Genomic DNA, 14897 nt, shown 5'->3' with positions numbered 1-14897 from the left:
GACCGGAGACGGCGTGGGTCGGCCCTGATCTTGCACAGCCCATGGATCGGGTCCTGTCGGAGGGAGATCGGATCATGGCCCGGAGGATGGTCTGCGGCTGGCTCGGTGTGCTCCTGCTCCTCGGTGCCGGAACGGCGGCGGCGCTGCCCTACACCGGGATGGTGGTGCTGGGGGACAGCCTCTCGGACGGCGGCAACGCCCTCATCCTGAGCGGCGGAGCGAGCGCGTCGCCCCCCTTCGATCCGGTGCCCTCGCTCCCCTATGGGTCGGGCCGGTTCTCCGACGGTGCGGTGGCGGCGGAGCAGGTGGCCTCGGCCCTGGGGCTGCCGCTGGCGCCGAGCCTCGCCGGCGGCACCAACTACGCCCTCGGCGGCGCCCGCACCGGGCCGGCGAGCGGCACGGGCCTGCCCCTGACCCTGGCCGACCAGGCCGCCCTCTACCTCGCGGACGTCGGCGGCGTCGTCCCGGGGAATCCCCTGTTCTGGATCTGGGGCGGCGCCAACGACCTGCGCGATGCCGCCGCCCTGCCGGACCCCACGGCGGCCGTCGCCGCCGCCGCGGGGCGGATCGCCACCCTCATCGGTGACCTCGCCGCGGCCGGGGCGCGGCACTTCGTGGTCCTCGGCGCGCCGGACCTGGGCATGACCCCCGAGGCGGCGGCGGCCGGGGTGGCGGCCCAGGCGAGCGCGCTCGCCGCCGGCTTCAACGCCGCCCTCGCCGCCGGGCTGGATCTGCTGGAGGCCACCATCCCGGGGCTGGACCTGACGCGGGTGGATGTCTTCGGGACCATGCGGGCGGTGGCCGCCGATCCCGCCGCGTTCGGCCTCGCCGACGTCACCACACCCTGCCTGCGCTTCGGGGAGCCGGATCCTGCGCTCGCGGTGTGTGCGGACCCCGGCGCCCATCTCTTCTGGGACGCCATCCATCCCACCGCGGCGGGACATCGCATCGCCGCCGAGACGGTGCTGCGGGCGCTGCCCGAGCCGCCTCTGGCCTGGCTGCTCCTGCCCGGCCTGCTCCTGCTCGCCCCGCGCCTTGCGCGGGGGCGGGGCGCGGTCACGACCCGCCGGCCGCGGCGGTGAGCGCCCGCGCGATGGCGTCGGGTGCCCCGGAGATCTTCATGAAGGTGCCGAGGCCGAGGTCGGGAAAGCTGAGGGCGATGCGGAACTTGCCATGGAGGGCGTAGGCCTTGCCGCCGGTGACGAGGATCTCGTAGGGCAGGTGCGGCGTGTGCCGCAGGGGGGCGCGGTCGCACACCGCCATCACACGCGCATCGGCGCCGTCGCCCTCGCGCAGGGCGACCCCGAACAAGGTGGCGCGGCCGCCGGGGAGGTCGACCCGGTAGACCTTGGCGGTGCCGCCGGCCCCGGCGGCAAGCCCGGCCTCCACCGCCTGCACGGCGGCCTCCTGGCTGCCGTGGTCGGCGAGCAGGACCGGGTCCGTGAAGTAGGGCATGGCCACCATGTAGTGGTACTTGCGCAGCTTCTCGACCGTGAGCCCCTTCCTGGAGCCGAACGGACGCTCCGCGCCGAGGGCCTCGGCGAGGGCGGCCTGGCGCACGGACGCCAGGACGTAGGGCTGCAGCCGCTCGGCGGCTCCTGCCGAGGCGCCGACGGCGAGGAGCAGGATGGAGGCCAGGAAGCGAACGATTCTTGCGGTCACGGTGTCCCCCCTGTCCTGTGCGTCGTCGGGCGGCGGCGCGCGGCCGCCTGGCCCTACTGTGCCGCAAGGATCGCGCGCCCGCTGCGGTCCGGATGGGGTATCCCGGGCGGGGGGGCAGGAGCGAGGGGTAGGCGCGGGGCGGCGCCCCGCGGTGGGGATGGTGGGCGGTGCTGGGATCGAACCAGCGACCCCTGCCGTGTGAAGGCAGTGCTCTCCCGCTGAGCTAACCGCCCGCCGCGAAGGCCGCAAAGTGTAGTGCCCGCGCCGGCGGCGGTCAACGCCTGCCGGGCGCGGCTCAGCCGCGTTCGAGCAGGAACTGCGCCACGAGGACCACCGCAAGGACGGCGAGGAGCCGCCGCAGGAGCGTGCGGTAGGTCTCGACGGCGATGCGCTCGCGCAGCCGCATCCCCACGAGCAGCGCGGCAGCAGCGACCAGGGCGAGCGGCGCCGCCGCGCCCAGCAGCGCGGGGGTGAGGGCGCCGAGGGTGGCGAAGGTCCCGATCTGGGTCAGCTTCCCCGTGAGGAAGCACAGGTTGAACACCTGCACCATGACCCGCGGCGGCATCTCCAGCTCCAGACCGAGGATCACCAGCAGCGGCACCATGACGTTGACGGTGCCGGCGAGGAAGCCCGCGGCGAGGCCGAAGAGGCCGTAGGCGGCGAGACGGTGGCGGCGGACCCAGGCGAAGGCGGGATGGCGCTCGCGCCGGTTGAGAAGATAGAGGCCGATCACGGCCGCGAGGAGGAGCCGGAAGGGGGCCGGATCGACCCGCGCCAGCAGGGCCGTGCCCAGGACGGTGCCGGCGGGGATGAGGACCGCCAGCGGCCAGTGGCGGCCGAGGCTCTCGGACCAGCGCCCGCCGCGGGCGATGCTGAGGACGTTGACCACCACCGTCGGCAGCAGCGTCAGGAGGATGGCGGCGCGCACGTCGGTGAACACGGCCAGCAGCGGGGTCGCGGTGAGGGGGAAGCCGACACCGAGGGTGCCGTGGACGAGGCCGGCCAGGGCGAGGATGGCGGCGGCCAGGGGCCAGGGCGTTTCCGGGAGGAGCGGGGGCATGGGCCGATCTTAGCGGCGGCGCTGGACCGCCGTCATCGGCGGCGGCATCATCCCGACCGGTCACGAGGAGGGAGGAGCGACCGATGGCACGGGTTCACCTTGGCGACCTGCTCCGCCACGCGCGGGGGGCGGGCTATGCGGTGGGGGTCTTCGACGTGCGCGGGCTCGCCTCCCTGGAGGGCGTCATGGCGGGCGCCGAGGAGGCCGCCGCGCCGGTGATCCTGGGTCTGGCGGAGCCGGATGCCGAGCTCGTGGACCCGGCGTTGCTGCTGCCGGCGATGGTGGCGGCGGCGCGGCGGGCCTCGGTGCCGGTGGCGATCCGCTGGCGCCGCGCAAGCGGCGTCGAGGCCGCCCGGCGTGCCGTGGCCCTCGGCTGCGGCGGCATCGCGCTCGACGCCGCGGCGCCGGCCCCGGCGGGGGACCGCGCCCGCGTCCGCGAGGTGGTGGCGCTGGCGCGGGCCACCGGCGTCGCGGTGGAGGGCGCCTGGCCCGCCGGGACGGCCGATCCCGAGGCGGCGGCCCGCTTCGTGGCCGAGACCGGGGTCGACGCCCTGGTGCTCGCCCCGGCGCCAGGGCGCGTCCCGGATCCGGCCTCGCTGGAGGCGGTCGCCGCGGCGGTGCCGGTGCCGCTGGTGGTGGAGGTCGAGGACCCGCCCGGCGCCGACGTGCTGCGTGCCCTCGTCGCGGGCGGTGCGGCCGCGGTGGCGGGCGGCGCCGCCCTCGACGAGGCCGCGGCGCTTGCGGCCGGGCGCGCCGCCGTGGCCGCGGAGGTGCGCCGCCGCTGCGAGGCCCTGGGGGCCGCGGGGCGGGCGGCGGACGCGCGCGCCGCCTGCCGCCCCTGGCGCGAGGTGGAGCACCTCATCGTCTACAACGTCGAGGGCATCGACGAGGCGGAGGCGCTGGCGCGCATGGCCGAAGGCCGGCGGGTGCTGGGGTCGATCCCGGGCGTGCGGCGCGTGGTCACGGGACGCGCCCTGCGCGCGGATGCCCGCTACCGCTACTGTTGGCTGGTGCGCTTCGCCGGCGAGCCCGTGATCACCACCTATCGCGACCACCCCGAGCACGTGCGCTACGCCGACGAGCGCTTCCGGCCGGTGGCCGGCGACCGCATCAGCATCGACTACGAGCTCATCGACGACGCATAGGCCGCGAGCACGCGGCAGGTGGCGGCGGTGAGGGTGGCGAGATCGTCGTCCGCGATCACGTAGGGCGGCATCATGTAGACCAGCCGCCCGAAGGGACGGAGCCACACCCCCGCCTCCACCAGCCGCGCCTGCAGGGCGGGCACGTCCACCGGCTCCACCATCTCCACGACCCCGATGGCGCCGAGCACGCGCACGTCCGCCACCCCCGGGATCTCCCGCGCCGGGGCGAGGCCCTCGCGCAGCCCCGTCTCAATGGCGGCGATGCGCCCGCGCCAGTCCTGGCCCAGCAGCAGGTCGATGCTGGCGCGGGCGACGGCGCAGGCGAGGGGATTGGCCATGAAGGTGGGGCCGTGCATGAGGCAGCCGGCCTCGCCGGCCGAGGTCCCACGCGCCACCTCGTCGGTGGCGAGCACCGCGGCGAGGGTCATGTAGCCGCCGGTGAGGGCCTTGCCGAGGCAGAGGATGTCGGGGCTGACGCCGGCGTGCTCGCAGGCGAAGAGCCGCCCGGTGCGGCCGAAGCCGGTGGCGATCTCGTCGGCGATGAGGAGCACGCCGTGCTCGTCGCACAGCCGCCGCACCGCCCGCAGATAGGCCGGGTGGTAGAACCACATCCCGCCCGCCCCCTGCACCACGGGCTCGAGGATCAAGGCGGCGATCTCCCCGCCGTGGCGCGCCAGCAGTTCGGCCAGGGGCGCGACGTCCGCCTCGTCCCAGGGGCCGTCGAAGCGCGAGCGCGGCCGGGGGGCGAAGAGCTGCTGCGGGAGCACGCCGCGGAAGAGGTGATGCATGCCGGTGACGGGATCGCACACGGACATGGCGGCGAAGGTGTCGCCGTGGTAGCCGCCGCGGATGGTGAGGAGGCGGCGCCGGCGCGGCTCGCCCCGCCCGATCCAGTACTGCAGCGCCATCTTGATCGCCACCTCCACCGCCACCGAGCCCGAGTCGGCGAAGAAGACGCGGGTCAGGGGCGCGGGCGTGATCTCCACCAGGCGCCGCCCGAGGGCGACCGCGGGCGGGTGGGTGATGCCGCCGAACATGACGTGCGCCATGGCCTCGAGCTGCTCGCGCAGGGCGGCGTCGAGGACCGGGTGGCGGTAGCCGTGGATCACGCACCACCACGAGGCCATGCCGTCGATGAGCTCGCGCCCGTCGGCGAGGCGCAGCCGCACCCCCTCGGCCGCCACCACGGGGTAGACCGGCGGCGGGTCGGTCATGGTGGCGTAGGGGTGCCAGAGGTGTTCGCGGTCGAAGGCGAGGTCGTCGGCGTTCATGGGGGCGTCCCGTGCATCACAGGCGGGCACCATGCCCGCCGGGGCATTCTGCCATCTCCGCGGTGCGGTCAGTGGAAGTCCCGCGAGGCCACGGGCAGGGCGCCGAGGAGGGGGGAGAGGTCCTCGATGCGGCGTGCCAGCAGGTGGACGACCTCGCCCTCGCGCTGGATCTTGCCGGAGACGGCGAGGAGCCGGGCGCCGAGCACGGCGCGGCGCTCGCGCTCGACGAGCCGCGGCCGGAGGATGACGTTGGCCTGCCCGCTCTCGTCCTCGAGGGTGAGGAAGACGACGCCGGAGGCCGAGCCGGGGCGCTGGCGGGTGACCACGAGGCCGGCGATGCGGGCCGGGTCGCCGTCGCGGAGGAGGGCGAGGGCGGCGGTGCGGCGCCAGCCGAGCCGGCGCAGCCGTCCCCGCAGCAGGGCCAGGGGGTGGCGGCGCAGGCTGAGGCCGGTGGCGGCGTAGTCGGCCACGATCTCCTCGCCCTCGGGGGCGGGGGCGAGGGGGGGCGGGGGCGTCGCCCGAGGCGGCGCCATGGGGGGGGCGTCGGGGTCGGCGCCCAGGATCTGCCAGCGGGCGCGGCGGCGGTGGCCTGCGAGGCGGCGCAGGGCGTCGGCCTCGGCCAGGGCCGCGAGGGCCCGGCGGTCGAGGCGGGCGCGGCGGGCGAGGTCGTCGACGTCGGTGAAGGGGGCCTCGGCGCGGGCGGCCTCGATGCGGCGGGCGGCGGCCTCGCCGAGGCCCTTGACCAGGCGCAGGCCGAGGCGGAGCGCTGGGCCCCTCCCCGTCCCTCCCCGCGATGCGGGGAGGGGGGCGAAGGAACGGTGCTGGTTCTGAGGTTGGCCCCTCCCCGTCCCTCCCCGCGATGCGGGGAGGGGGAAGCCCCTCCCTGGCCCTCCCCGCGATGCGGGGAGGGGGGTGCCCTTCTCCGATCCTCCTCGTGGGGCGGGGAGGGAGGTGCCCCTCCCTGACGCTCCCTGCGATGCGGGGAGGACGGGGCTGTGCTCCGCCCTTTCCTCCGGCGCCGGGAGGGTGGGGTTCTGCTCCGCCCTTTCCTCCGGCGCGGGGGGGTCCTCCAGGGTGCAGTCCCAATGGCTGGCGGTGACGTCCACCGGGCGGACCTCGACGCCGTGGCGGCGGGCGTCGCGCACGAGCTGGGCGGGGGCGTAGAAGCCCATGGGCTGGCTGTTGAGGAGGGCGCAGAAGAAGGCCGCGGGGTGATGGCGCTTGAGCCAGGCGGAGGCGTAGGCGAGCAGGGCGAAGCTCGCGGCGTGGGACTCGGGGAAGCCGTACTCGCCGAAGCCCTGGATCTGGCGGAAGATGCGCTCGGCGAACTCCGGCGCGTAGCCGCGCTCGCGCATGCCGGCGAGCAGCCGCTCGCGGAAGGGGGCGAGCTCGCCCTTGCGCCGCCAGGCCGCCATCGCCCGGCGCAGCCGGTCGGCCTCGCCGGCGCTGAAGCCCGCGGCCACCATGGCGAGCCGGATCACCTGCTCCTGGAAGATGGGCACGCCGAGGGTGCGCCCCAGCACCCGGCGCACCGCCTCCGAGGGGTAGTCCACCGGCTCCAGTCCCTGCCGGCGCCGCAGGTAGGGGTGGACCATGTCGCCCTGGATCGGGCCCGGACGGACGATGGCGATCTGGATCACGAGGTCGTAGAAGCAGCGCGGTCGCAGCCGGGGCAGCATCGCCATCTGGGCGCGGGACTCGATCTGGAACACGCCCACGGTGTCGGCGCGGGCGATCATCTCGTAGGTGGCGGGGTCCTCCGGGGGGATGTCCTCGAGCCGCGCCGGTCCGCCGCGCGCCGCGGTGAGCGCCAGGGTCTTGCGCAGGGCGGTGAGCATGCCGAGGGCGAGGACGTCCACCTTGAGCAGCCCGAGGGCGTCGAGGTCGTCCTTGTCCCACTGGATGACGGTGCGCTGCGGCATGGCGGCGTTCTCCACCGGGACCAGCTCCGGGAGCGGGCCGCGGGAGATGACGAAGCCGCCCACGTGCTGGGAGAGGTGCCGGGGGAAGCCCACCAGCTCGTCCACCAGGGCCAGCAGCCGGCGCAGCACGGGGCTTGCGGGGTCGAGGCCCACCTCGGCGATGCGGGCCGTCATCCCGCGGCCCCGGTCCCACCAGGCGAGGTTCTTCGCGAGGCGGTCGATCTGGGCGCGGTCGATGCCGAGGGCGAAGCCGAGGTCGCGCACGGCGCTGCGCGGGCGGTAGGTGATGACGGAGGCGGCGAGCGCGGCCCGGTCGCGGCCGTACTTGCGGTAGATGTACTGGATCACCTCCTCGCGCCGCTCGTGCTCGAAGTCCACGTCGATGTCGGGGGGCTCGTCGCGCTCGCGCGAGACGAAGCGCTCGAACAGCGTCTCCATGCGCGCCGGGTCCACCTCGGTGATGCCGAGGCAGTAGCAGACCGCCGAGTTGGCCGCCGAGCCGCGTCCCTGGCAGAGGATGCCGCGGCCGCGGGCGAAGCGGACGATGTCGTGGACGGTGAGGAAGTAGGGCTCGTAGCGGAGCTCGGCGATGAGGGCGAGCTCGTGCTCGATCTGCCGCCGCACCCGCTCGGGGATGCCGTCGGGCCAGCGCCGGCGGGCGCCCGCCCAGGTCAGGCGGGCGAGGTGGCGCGAGGGCGTCTCGCCCGGCGGCACCAGCTCCTCGGGGTACTCGTAGCGCAGCGCATCGAGGGAGAAGCGGCAGCGGGCGGCGATGCGCACGGTCTCGGCCAGCAGGGGCGCCGGATAGAGCCGGGCGAGGACCTCGCGGCGGCGCAGGTGGCGCTCGCCGTTGGGGGCGAGGGCATGGCCGAGCTCCGGCAGCGGCCGGCGCAGCCGGATGGCGGTGAGGGCGTCGGCCAGCGCGCGGCGGGCGCGCACGTGCATGATCGCGCCGCCGGCGGCCACCAGCGGCAGGCCGGCCGCGGTGCCCAGCCGCTGGAGGGCGGCGAGGCGTGCCGCGTCGTCGCCGCCCAGGTGGAGCTCCACCGCGATCCAGGCCCTGCCCGGGAAGGTGGCGGCCACCCACGCCGCGTGCTCCGGCTCGGGCGGATCCTCCGGCAGCAGCAGGACGAGGCAGCCCGGCAGGCCGTCGGCGAGGTCGGCGCGGGCGAGGCGGTAGCGGCCCTTGGGGGCGCGGCGCCGGCCGCGGGTGACGAGGGCCGAGAGACGGCCGTAGCCTGCGCGATCGGTGGCCAGGATGACCAGGCTCGGGCCGTCCTCGAGGGCAATCTCGCTGCCGACGATCAGGTGCAGCCCGTGCTCGCGGGCGGCCCGGTGCGCCCGCACCACTCCGGCCAGGGAGCACTCGTCGGTGATCGCCAGCGCCGCGTAGCCCAGCGCCGCGGCGCGCGCCACCAGCTCCTCCGGATGGGAGGCGCCGCGCAGGAAGGTGAAGTTGCTGAGGCAGTGCAGCTCGGCGTAGGGCGGGGCCACGACCGCTCCCGGACGGGGTGGAACCTGTTCATTTGAACAGGCATCGGGCGGAGAGGGCAAGCCCGCGCCCTTGTGCCTGTGCCGGCGGGGGGCTAACGTCGGCGGGGCGGAAGGGAGGTCGGGATGTCCGCGATCCACGTCGATGCCGACGCCTGCCCGGCGCCGATCCGGGAGATCCTGCTGCGGGCGGCGGTGCGCAGCGGGGTGGCGCTGGTCTTCGTCGCCAACCGCCCCCTGCGCCTGCCGCGGGGGGTGGAGATGGTGGTGGTGCCGGGCGGCCCCGACGCCGCCGACCGCCACATCGCCGCCTCCGTGCAGCCGGGCGATCTCGTGGTCACCGCCGACATCCCGCTGGCGGCGCAGGCCGTGGCCCGGGGCGCGCTTGCCCTCGATCCCCGCGGGACCCTCTACACCGAGGACAACATCGGCGAGCGCCTGGCCACCCGCGACCTCCTTGCGGGCCTGCGCGAGCAGGGCACGATCCGCGGCGGCGGCAGCGCCCCCGGGCGGCGGGAGCGCCAGGCCTTCGCCGCCGCCCTGGACCGCTGGCTCGCCCGCCGCTCAGCCTGAGACGCGCCGCAGCCGGCTCTCGTCCGTGTGCTCGAAGCGCCGGCCGTAGATCGCCAGGTGCGTGGTCTCGCGGTAGTGCAGGCGGTCGCCGTGCACCGTGACCCGGTGCTCGAAGGCCACGGTCCGGGCCTGCTCGCGCATGAAGGGCGACTGCACGATGCCCCAGTCGGCATCGTCCAGTGCGGCGCGCACCTCGATCACCGTCGCCCCCTCCGGCGTGATCTCGAAGCGTCCGCCGGCGAGCAGGCACACCGCCCGCGGGATGGCGACGGACTGCATCACCAGCCCCCGCTCCGCATCCCACATCCAGTAGCCCACCTGGTCGTGGAAGACCTCGCCGTCGGCCTTGCGGCGCACCACCTGGTGATAACGCACCACGGCGAGGGTCTGCCGTTCGGCGTTGGTGACGGTGCCTGCGGCCTCGAAGGTGAGGGTCTCGAAGAACGGGTTTTCCTCCTGCCCGTCGGGCTCCGGGGCGACGTCGAGCCCCTCCTCGCCCTTCCAGGTGCCGATGAGCCCCGCCAGCGGTCCGTAGTCGATCTCGGCGTCCATGGCCACCTCCCCCGGGTCGGTCTCGTGACGAGGGAAAGGGTAGCACCGCGGGGCGGATGGGCGGGACGCCGCCCATCCGGGCGCCGGCCGCGCGCCGGGTCACCAGGCGGTGGGGATCTCGCCCATCAGGCGCAGGGACTCCTCGAACGGCTTCATGTAGCGCATGGCCGTGATCATGGAGCCCTTGAACTTGAGCCGCTTGGAGATCATCGCCGCGCGCGGCCCGATGCCGCCGGTGGCGAGCTGGCGCCAGTGCTCGGGGGTCGCCCACATCTCGAAGTCGTAGCGCGCGCGCCCGGCGGGGCCGGCGGAGATGGCGTTGCCCTCCTCGACCCCAGCTCCACCGCCTCGCCCTCGCGTCCTTCCACGTAATACTTGATGGCGGCGCTGAAGTCGCGGAGGCTGCCTGGGAGGCTGGGATGGCGGTTCCAGGCCTCCCGATAGGCCTCCATCCAGGCCGGGCTGAGAAACGGGTTCATGGGACATCCTCCTCTGCACCGCCGCCCGGCCCGCGGCGGGGCCGGGCGGCGGCGTTCAGGCCGCGCGCAGAGCGGCGAAGATCTCGTTGAACGACGTCTCGCTGTTGCGCACGAAGACGCCGACGTTGCCCATCACGCACACCGAGAACTGCGGGCCGGTCAGCGCCCAGCCCTGGAGCGGCGTCCACTCCTCGCCGGAGAACGCGGTGTAGCCGTCGCACTGCATGCGGGCCATGGCGTTGTTGGCGGCGCACATCTGCGCCGCCATCGCCGCCTGCTCGTCGGTGATCTCGCCCGCATAGGCCAGCAGCGTGCCGTCGTCGCCGAACTCCCCGGCGGCGAAGACGCCCTTGATCTTCAGCAGCTTCTCCAGATCGGCCATCTCTTCGTCCCCCTTCAGAGGTAGCGGGAAAGCGTCGCGAAGGTGCGGTCGAAATCCGCCTTCTCGGTCTCCAGGAAGACCCCGTACCGCCCCATGATGCAGGCGGTATAGCGGCCTCCGGAGACGGCGAAGCCGAGCACGGGATAGAAGCCGCCCTGGCCGGTGTAGGCGCTCCAGCCCTTGGCCTGCATGTTGCCCATGAGGCGGTTGGCGGCGCACATCATGGCAGCGATCTCGGCCGCCTGCTCGCTGATGTTGCCCTGGTAGCCGAGCAGCCGGCCGGTATCGCTGAACTCGCCCGCCGCGGTGGCGCCGGGCAGCGCCAGCAGCTCGTCGTATCTGCTCAAGGTCGGCATGGCTTCCTCCTTCCGTGTCGCTTCCACAGGATGTCCAAAGGCCGGCCCGGGGCCGGCATCGGAGGAAAGGCAGGAAGCGTGCCAACGCTTAAGTGACTGAAAATATTAGAATGTAATATGTGTCCAATGTTGCATCACCCCGAGGTGCATGCAACGCCTTGAGGAATTTTTCTCGGATCTCCCGTGCGTTATCTGCGCGCGTTGCGTGGTGCAACGTCAACGCAGGCCGAGCCGGCGCATGCGCCGCCACAAGGTGGTGCGATCGATGCCGAGCAGACGTGCCGCCTCGGCGCGACGGCCCCGGCAGCGGTGCAGGGCCTCGAGGATGCGGCGCCGCTCCGCCTCGGGGTCGGCGGCGGGCCGGGGGGGTGCGGGGGTGGAGGCCGCGGGCATGGGGGTGCGCAGATTCTGCGGCAGGTCCTCCGGGGTCACCTCGCCGCCGTCGGCGCAGATCAGGGCGTGTTCGACGGCGTTCTCCAGCTCGCGGATGTTGCCCGGCCACGGGTAGTCCAACATCCGGCGCAGCGCCGGGGCGGTGAACCGCGCCGGGGTGTAGCCCCGGGCGGCGAGGCGGCGGGTGAAATGCTCGATGAGCAGCGGAATATCGCCCTTGCGCTCGCGCAGGGGCGGAAGGGTGAGGGGGATGACGCTGATGCGGTAGTAGAGGTCGGCGCGAAAGCGGCCCCGGCGCACCGCCTCTCGCAGGTCGAGGTTCGTGGCGCAGATCACGCGGGCGTCGCTGCTGCGGCTGTGGCTCGATCCCACCGGCTCGTAGGTGCGATCCTGCAGGACCTTGAGCAGCTTGGCCTGGAGATGGAGCGGCAGCTCGCCGATCTCGTCGAGGAACAGGGTGCCGCCTTCGGCCGCGGCGAAGCGGCCCTCACGGTCGGTGACGGCGCCGGTGAAGGCCCCCCTGACGTGACCGAAGAGCTCCGCCTCGATGAGGGTCTCCGGGATGGCGGCGCAGTTAACCGCGACGAACGGGCCGCGTTTGCGCCGGCTGCGGGTGTGGATGAGCCGGGCGATCACCCCCTTGCCGGTGCCGGACTCCCCCTCCAGCAGCACCGTGGCCTCGGTGGGCGCGACCTGTTCGATGCGGCGAAGCAGAGCCAGCATCTGCGGGTCGCGGGAGATGGGGCCGTCCGTGCTCTCGCCGAGCACGCGTTCCATCCGTCGCACCGGAGAGCACCAGCCCTTCTTCGAGCTGCTCGGCGACGGCAGCAAGGAAGGGATCGATGCGCGGTCTGGCCATCCGCATCCCTCTCTGACGGCCGGCGCCCTATGGTAGCCCGTCCCGGCGGGCACCTGCCCCCTCCCGATGGGCGATGCGGCCCGGTGGCGAAAAGTGCTATGTTGACGCCGCAGTGGGGTGACTCAGGCGAGGCAGGCGATGACGGGCGAGGACGGACACTGGATCTGGGACCCGGCACTGGATACGGGGATCGCCGAGATCGACGCGCAGCACCGGCGCATCGTCGACTACATCAACGAGCTGGGCGATGCCATCGGCGCCGGTGACGGTGCCGCCATCGCGGCCACGCTCCACGATCTCGTCGACTACACGCTGACCCACTTCAGCTTCGAGGAGCGCCTCATGGCGCGCGCCCGCTATCCGGCCTTCGAGGAGCATAGGGCGCTGCACGAGCACTTTCAGCAGGAGGTGCGCGACTGGCGCGAGCGCTTCCAGCGCGGCGAGGACGTGGCCGCCGAGGTGCGGGCGGAGCTGCGCACGTGGCTGCTGCGCCACATCCAGGTGGAGGACCACAAGTACGCCCCCTGGGTGCGGGCGAGCCTCGAGCAGGGCCAGATCGAGAAGGGCTGGCTCGCCAAGACCCTCGACCGGCTGTTCGGCGAGGGGGCCTGAAGAAAGTTCGTGCAAGGCGGCGTCCTTTCCTGTACAGTCCGCCTTGCCTCTTGACGCGACCTTCCGTATCTCCCGCGCCGCCGCAGGCGGTGCCGGCCGACGAAAGCCCCCGCGCCTCGAGCAAGGGCCCCGCCCAGGGGCGAATCGTCCCGGCCGGTTCGAGGGCTGGCCGCCGGGATCACCGGATCAAGCAGCCCGCGAGAAAGAGAGATCGCATGAAACTGTATGTCGGCAACCTGCCCTATAGCACCACCGAGGATCAGCTTCGGGAGACCTTCAACGCCTACGGCGAGGTGGAGAGCGTCAGCCTCATCACCGACCGCTACACCGGCGAGTCCAAGGGCTTCGGCTTCGTCGAGATGCCCAACAACGCCGAGGCCGATCAGGCCATCAAGGCCCTGAACGAGACCTCCTACCAGGGCAGGACCATCAAGGTGAACCAGGCGCGCCCCCGCGCCGGCGGCGGCCGTCCCGCCCGCCGGGCGTTCTGAGCCGCCCGGAGCCGGCCGCGCCCTCGACGGCGCGGCCGCGCCCCGAGGGACCGCCGGCCCGCAGGCCGGCGGTCCCTTTTTGTGCCTGCGGGAATCAGTCGCGCTCCAGGCGCAGCAGCGGCGCACCCACGGTCACGCGCTCGCCGGGCCGCACCAGGATCTCGCGGACCACTCCGGGATCCGGGGTCGGGATGTCGTAGGCGGTCTTCTCCGCCTCCAGCACCACCACCGGTTCCCAGGCCTCCACGCGCTGGCCCGGGGCGACGAGGATCTCGGCCACCTCCAGGGCGTCGGCGGCGCAGTTGCCGCAGCTTTCCCAGCAGTCGGGCATTCCCGGCACCACCACGTCCACGATGGCCCCCACCACCGTCCCTCCGCTGCGCACGCGGCGCGCATTGTCCGCCCGGGCCGCGCCGCCCGCAAGCGCCCCGCTCAGTCCCCGCCGCGGACCTTCTGCAGCAGCCGCCGCAGGGCCAGGGGGGCGGCGAGGGTGGTGGCCGCGATCACGAGGACGAGGGCGGCGTAGTGGTCTGCGCCGAGCAGGCCGTGCACGCGCCCCAGCTCGGCGAAGACCAGCCCCACCTCGCCGCGCGGAACCATCGCCGTCCCCACCACGAGCCGTCGCCGCAGGTCGCCGCCCGCGAAGAGGCCGGCGGCGAGCTTGCCGGTCACGGCGACGGCGAGGAGGGCCGCGGTCAGGCCCCAGATCGTCGGATCCCCCCAGGGGACGGCACGCAGGTCCAGCTCGAGCCCCACCACGACGAAGAAGAGGGGGGTGAACAGACGCACCACCGGGCGCATCTCGTCCTCCACGTGCCGGGAGAAGCGGGGATCGGCGCGCAGGGCGGCGTGGAGCGCGGCCCCGAAGGGCAGGAAGAAGCGGCGCGAGAGGGCGAGGCCGGCGGCGAAGCCGCCGAGCAGTGCCGGCGCCCCGAGGACGTGGGCGAGCCAGCCGAACAGGAGCACCAGCGACACCATGGCGGTGGGGATCAGGCCGGGCAGCTCGCTGCGGCGCTCGAAGCGGTGCAGGAGCTCGGCCATGAGCTTGGCCGCGAGCGGGGCGAGGAGGAAGAAGGCGCCGATGAAGGCGAGGACACGCACGACGGCGGCGGGGGACATGGCGCCGCCGACGGCGTGCTGGTAGAGGAGGGCGAGGAGGACGACGCCGAGGATGTCGTCGAGCACCGCGGCGCCGAGGACGATCTGCCCTTCGCGTCCCTCCTGGGAGCGCAGGTCGCGCAGCACGCGCACCGTGACGCCGATGCTGGTGGCGGTGAGGGTGCCGCCGACGAGGGCCGCGGTGATGGGGGCGAGGCCGAAGAGCCGGGCGGCCACGAGATGGCCCAGGAGCAGCGGCACGAGGAAGCCCACCAGGGCCACCGCCGCGGCCCGCGGCCCGGCGTGGAGGAGGCGGCGGCCGTCGGTCTCGAGGCCCACCTCGAAGAGGAGGAGGATGACCCCGACCTCCGCCAGGACCTCCAGCAGGGGGGTGGGCTCGACGAGCCCGAGCAGGCTCGGCCCGAGGAGGACGCCGGCGGCGATCTCCCCGATCACGGGCGGGATGCCCAGGCGCAGCGCCGCCTCGGCGAGGGCGCGGGCGCTCGCGAGGATGAGGAGCATCTGGAGGAGGAAGGCGTGGCTTTCCATAC

At 74.1% G+C, this 14897-nt stretch carries 16 protein-coding genes and 1 tRNA gene; 5 read left to right on the top strand and 12 right to left on the bottom strand.

Annotated elements, in window-relative coordinates; all coding sequences use genetic code 11:
* Nucleotides 1–74: 74 nt before the first annotated feature.
* The gene (locus tag EDC57_RS07865) at nt 75–1082 is read left to right on the top strand and encodes an SGNH/GDSL hydrolase family protein (protein WP_170165074.1); all 1008 of its coding nucleotides are present in this window, start codon (nt 75–77) and stop codon (nt 1080–1082) included.
* Here the strand turns inward: EDC57_RS07865 and EDC57_RS07860 are convergent.
* From EDC57_RS07860 to EDC57_RS07850, 3 genes are all read right to left on the bottom strand, one after another.
* Nucleotides 1057–1662 (bottom strand): hypothetical protein, encoded by a 606-nt coding sequence (locus EDC57_RS07860; protein WP_123401323.1) that lies wholly within the window; start codon nt 1660–1662, stop codon nt 1057–1059. The two genes, EDC57_RS07865 and EDC57_RS07860, sit on opposite strands and share 26 nt — an antisense overlap.
* Nucleotides 1663–1820: 158 nt before the next feature.
* Nucleotides 1821–1895, bottom strand: a tRNA-Val gene (locus EDC57_RS07855).
* 62 nt (nt 1896–1957) lie between these two features.
* Complete coding sequence (locus EDC57_RS07850) at nt 1958–2722, bottom strand: sulfite exporter TauE/SafE family protein (RefSeq protein WP_123401322.1); 765 nt, start codon at nt 2720–2722, stop codon at nt 1958–1960.
* Nucleotides 2723–2805: 83 nt separating this feature from the next.
* Between EDC57_RS07850 and EDC57_RS07845 the strand changes: the two genes are divergently transcribed.
* On the top strand, nt 2806–3867 hold the full coding sequence (locus EDC57_RS07845) for a class II fructose-bisphosphate aldolase (protein ID WP_123401321.1): 1062 nt from the start codon (nt 2806–2808) through the stop codon (nt 3865–3867).
* On the opposite strand, the gene bioA is transcribed toward EDC57_RS07845, so the two are convergent.
* Nucleotides 3843–5138, bottom strand: coding sequence for an adenosylmethionine--8-amino-7-oxononanoate transaminase (gene bioA / locus EDC57_RS07840; protein WP_123401320.1), 1296 nt, complete (start codon nt 5136–5138; stop codon nt 3843–3845). The two genes, EDC57_RS07845 and bioA, sit on opposite strands and share 25 nt — an antisense overlap.
* Nucleotides 5139–5206: 68 nt before the next feature.
* On the bottom strand, nt 5207–8554 hold the full coding sequence (locus EDC57_RS07835) for an error-prone DNA polymerase (protein ID WP_123401319.1): 3348 nt from the start codon (nt 8552–8554) through the stop codon (nt 5207–5209).
* 123 nt (nt 8555–8677) lie between these two features.
* Between EDC57_RS07835 and EDC57_RS07830 the strand changes: the two genes are divergently transcribed.
* The gene (locus EDC57_RS07830) at nt 8678–9124 is read left to right on the top strand and encodes a YaiI/YqxD family protein (RefSeq protein WP_123401318.1); all 447 of its coding nucleotides are present in this window, start codon (nt 8678–8680) and stop codon (nt 9122–9124) included.
* Here the strand turns inward: EDC57_RS07830 and EDC57_RS07825 are convergent.
* From EDC57_RS07825 to EDC57_RS07805, 5 genes are all read right to left on the bottom strand, one after another.
* The gene (locus EDC57_RS07825) at nt 9116–9676 is read right to left on the bottom strand and encodes a heme-binding beta-barrel domain-containing protein (RefSeq protein ID WP_123401317.1); all 561 of its coding nucleotides are present in this window, start codon (nt 9674–9676) and stop codon (nt 9116–9118) included. The two genes, EDC57_RS07830 and EDC57_RS07825, sit on opposite strands and share 9 nt — an antisense overlap.
* Before the next feature lie 99 nt (nt 9677–9775).
* Complete coding sequence (locus EDC57_RS13320) at nt 9776–10162, bottom strand: SCP2 sterol-binding domain-containing protein (RefSeq protein WP_211331930.1); 387 nt, start codon at nt 10160–10162, stop codon at nt 9776–9778.
* 48 nt (nt 10163–10210) lie between these two features.
* A complete protein-coding gene (locus EDC57_RS07815; RefSeq protein WP_123401316.1) occupies nt 10211–10537 on the bottom strand; it encodes a DUF2173 family protein in 327 nt (108 codons plus the stop codon).
* A 14-nt stretch (nt 10538–10551) separates the two neighbouring features.
* Complete coding sequence (locus tag EDC57_RS07810; protein WP_211331929.1) at nt 10552–10884, bottom strand: DUF2173 family protein; 333 nt, start codon at nt 10882–10884, stop codon at nt 10552–10554.
* A 225-nt stretch (nt 10885–11109) separates the two neighbouring features.
* Nucleotides 11110–12063 (bottom strand): sigma-54 interaction domain-containing protein, encoded by a 954-nt coding sequence (locus EDC57_RS07805; protein WP_123401314.1) that lies wholly within the window; start codon nt 12061–12063, stop codon nt 11110–11112.
* 220 nt (nt 12064–12283) lie between these two features.
* Between EDC57_RS07805 and EDC57_RS07800 the strand changes: the two genes are divergently transcribed.
* Both EDC57_RS07800 and EDC57_RS07795 read left to right on the top strand, forming a co-directional pair.
* On the top strand, nt 12284–12757 hold the full coding sequence (locus EDC57_RS07800) for a bacteriohemerythrin (protein ID WP_123401313.1): 474 nt from the start codon (nt 12284–12286) through the stop codon (nt 12755–12757).
* A gap of 215 nt (nt 12758–12972) precedes the next feature.
* Nucleotides 12973–13248, top strand: coding sequence for an RNA recognition motif domain-containing protein (locus EDC57_RS07795; RefSeq protein ID WP_123401312.1), 276 nt, complete (start codon nt 12973–12975; stop codon nt 13246–13248).
* A gap of 94 nt (nt 13249–13342) precedes the next feature.
* On the opposite strand, the gene EDC57_RS07790 is transcribed toward EDC57_RS07795, so the two are convergent.
* Together EDC57_RS07790 and EDC57_RS07785 are read right to left on the bottom strand one after the other, a co-directional pair.
* Nucleotides 13343–13633 (bottom strand): lipoyl domain-containing protein, encoded by a 291-nt coding sequence (locus EDC57_RS07790; protein ID WP_148051440.1) that lies wholly within the window; start codon nt 13631–13633, stop codon nt 13343–13345.
* A 47-nt stretch (nt 13634–13680) separates the two neighbouring features.
* Nucleotides 13681–14895: a cation:proton antiporter gene (locus EDC57_RS07785; protein WP_123401310.1), complete on the bottom strand. Its 1215-nt coding sequence runs from the start codon at nt 14893–14895 to the stop codon at nt 13681–13683.
* Nucleotides 14896–14897 lie beyond the last annotated feature (2 nt).

Origin of the sequence: Inmirania thermothiophila, from assembly GCF_003751635.1 — a bacterium.
Taxonomy (GTDB): Bacteria; Pseudomonadota; Gammaproteobacteria; order DSM-100275; family DSM-100275; genus Inmirania; species Inmirania thermothiophila.
Note: the sequence above shows the minus strand (reverse complement) of the source record. Positions and strands in the feature narration are given on the sequence as shown.